Origin of the sequence: Candidatus Desulfatibia sp. (genome assembly GCF_036446775.1) — a bacterium.
GTDB lineage: Bacteria > Desulfobacterota > Desulfobacteria > Desulfobacterales > UBA11574 > Desulfatibia_A.
This window is the reverse complement of sequence record NZ_JAZFTO010000289.1, coordinates 1-2,385: the sequence shown is the minus strand read 5'-3', so window position 1 is coordinate 2,385 and position 2,385 is coordinate 1. Positions and strand designations below refer to the sequence as shown.

At 45.0% G+C, this 2,385-nt stretch carries 3 protein-coding genes; 2 read left to right on the top strand and 1 reads right to left on the bottom strand.

From position 1 onward, the window contains the following. A partial coding sequence (locus V3S16_RS13670) for a cytochrome c3 family protein (protein ID WP_413885856.1) occupies positions 1-486 on the top strand: 486 nt, incomplete at its 5' end. Then, a complete protein-coding gene (locus tag V3S16_RS13665) occupies positions 414-1,703 on the top strand; it encodes an IS701 family transposase (RefSeq protein ID WP_413885854.1) in 1,290 nt (429 codons plus the stop codon). The genes V3S16_RS13670 and V3S16_RS13665, both read left to right, overlap by 73 nt. Before the next feature lie 197 nt (positions 1,704-1,900). Here the strand turns inward: V3S16_RS13665 and V3S16_RS13660 are convergent. Beyond that, positions 1,901-2,385: HD-GYP domain-containing protein (locus V3S16_RS13660; RefSeq protein WP_413885852.1), on the bottom strand; the 485-nt coding region annotated here is incomplete at its 5' end.

Below are 2,385 nucleotides of genomic sequence, written 5' to 3'. Positions count from 1 at the left end.
GTCCGGGTTTGCGTTGGTTGCCATTTATATATCAAAGGAACTGTTCCTCCCCAGATCAACGAAATCCGAAAAATTATTGAGTTTTATTGGAAAAAGGGAAAACCGATCCCCTGGAAAAAGGTTCATGATCTGCCCGATTTTGTCAATTTCTCCCATAAGGTTCATATTTCCGCAGGGTTCGATTGCAGCAATTGCCACGGTGATATCATGAAAACGAAAACACCCGAACCCTTTAGCCTGGACGGGCAGATTCCCCAGTCAATGGGATGGTGCCTGACTTGTCACAACAAATCCCATCCAACTTATCCCTACAACGACACTTATGAAAATAAAAACTTGACAGAACGAAACTTACCGGTAGATAATTCCGTCAACCACCACATGATTCTAAAACATCAGAAGGAGGACGGAACATGCTACCAGAAATCAGAACAAGCGGTGATATTTACACGATCCCGAAATTCGACCTGGATCGAAATGATGTAGAAGGTTTCCTTGATACCCTGAAGGGATTTCATGCGGAATTCAGGGATTGTTTCGTCAGGGAAGAAGGCCGGAAGAATTTATCCTATTACGCCATTGGTCAGTTCAGTCGGCTGGAGCGAAAATCGATCGAGCCGATAGCCATGAACGTTGAGGGCGCAAAGGTTCGCGCTATACAGCGCTTTATCAGCGAGGCGACTTGGGATGAGGAAAAAATGATGCATAAGTATCGTAGTTTGGTGAATAACGATATGGGTGAAGAAAACGGAGTACTCATCATCGACGAATCAGGGTTCAAGAAAAAGGGCGATGAATCAGCCGGCGTACATAAGCAGTATTGCGGCAACATCGGCAAAGTCGAAAACTGTCAGGTCGGGGTTTTTGCCGCTTACGCTTCATCGCAAGGATATGCGTTGTTGGATAAAAAACTGTTTGTCCCGGAGATCTGGTTTACGGATGAATATAAAGAGAGAAGGGAAAAATGCAAATTCCCTGTAGATCTTGAGTTCAGAACAAAACCCCAACTCGCCGCCCGGATGGCTGAAGATATCATTGAGCAGGACCTCATTCCGGTAAAATACATTGTGGCAGACAGTATATACGGCAATAGCCCGGAGTTTGTCGAGCAGGTAGAAAAGTATACCGGCAAGACCTACTTTTTGGGCGTTTCCAGTGAAACGCAATGCTGGCTGCGGTTACCGGCAACAACGGAAAAGGAATACAAATACAGAGGAGAGGTTCGGCAGAAAAGTGTCCTAAAGCAGGGCGAGAAAAAACCAGTATCCCTGATGGAGCTAGCTCGAAGCATCAACAGCTTTTTCTGGTATCGCCGCATAGTATCCGAAGGAACCAAGGGGCCGATTGAATATGAATTTACCAAGCGACGGGTTGTTTTAGCTAAAAACGGGTTGCCGACCAAGGAGGTCTGGTTGATCATGAAGCGAACCATTGGACCGAATCCCACGTATTCATTCTTTGTCAGCAATGCACCGGTCAGCTCTAGACTCGCGTTGTTTGTTTGGTTGAGCGGCGTACGATGGCCGATCGAGCAATGTTTCGAAGAGGGAAAAAGCGAGTTGGGCATGGATCACTACGAAGTCCGGAAATACCTCGGATGGAATCATCACATGCTGATCAGCATGCTTTCCCATTTTTTCCTCTGGCACCTAAAAATCAAATTGGGAAAAAAAAGCACCAGCGGTTACTATTGCCCAGCTTAGGGTTCTATTCCAGGTGATACTGCCATTGAGAGTTTACGACATCAATTTGGCTTTGTCTCAGGTCATGTGGGTTCAGAAAAGAAACCACAAGGCATATCTGTCTCATAGAAAAAGGAGGGTCGGTGGAAATTCGCCGCCTGATTTATTGTAAGTATCGTTGTAGGGATAATTACTATTCCAAAAATTGTTTAGGATTCTCAGATATCAAGCTGATCCTTTTTCAAATGCCTGTTGGCGTATTCATTTACCAGTCCAGACTTGATAATCAGTTCCACAATGTCCTTGTCAATATGATTATCTTCCACCATCAGGCCTAAAACCTTAATAGCCTGCGCCAGGGACATCGGTTTTTTATAGGGTCTGTCAGGCGCTGAAAGTGCCTCGAATATGTCTGAAACTGCCATAATCCGTGACTGCAGGTTTATTTTCTCCGCTTTCAGATTTTGAGGGTAACCTGTTACATCCAGTTTCTCATGATGGGCTCCAGCGATTGAAGGGACGTTGGCCAGTTTACGCGGCCAGGGGAGGTTTTCAAGAATTTTCATGGTCATTCTGGCATGATTTTCCATGATTTTTCGTTCCTTATTCGGCAGCGTGCCTTTGCGAATAGACAGGTTTTCCACTTCATCATCGGTGAGATACTTGTGTTTTTCATTACCCATTTTGTAACTCTTTAGAGCAA

Coding starts and splice junctions, on each gene's coding strand:
- V3S16_RS13665 (WP_413885854.1), top strand. CDS start 414: ATGCTACCAGAAATCAGAACAAGCGGTGATATTTACACGATCCCGAAA.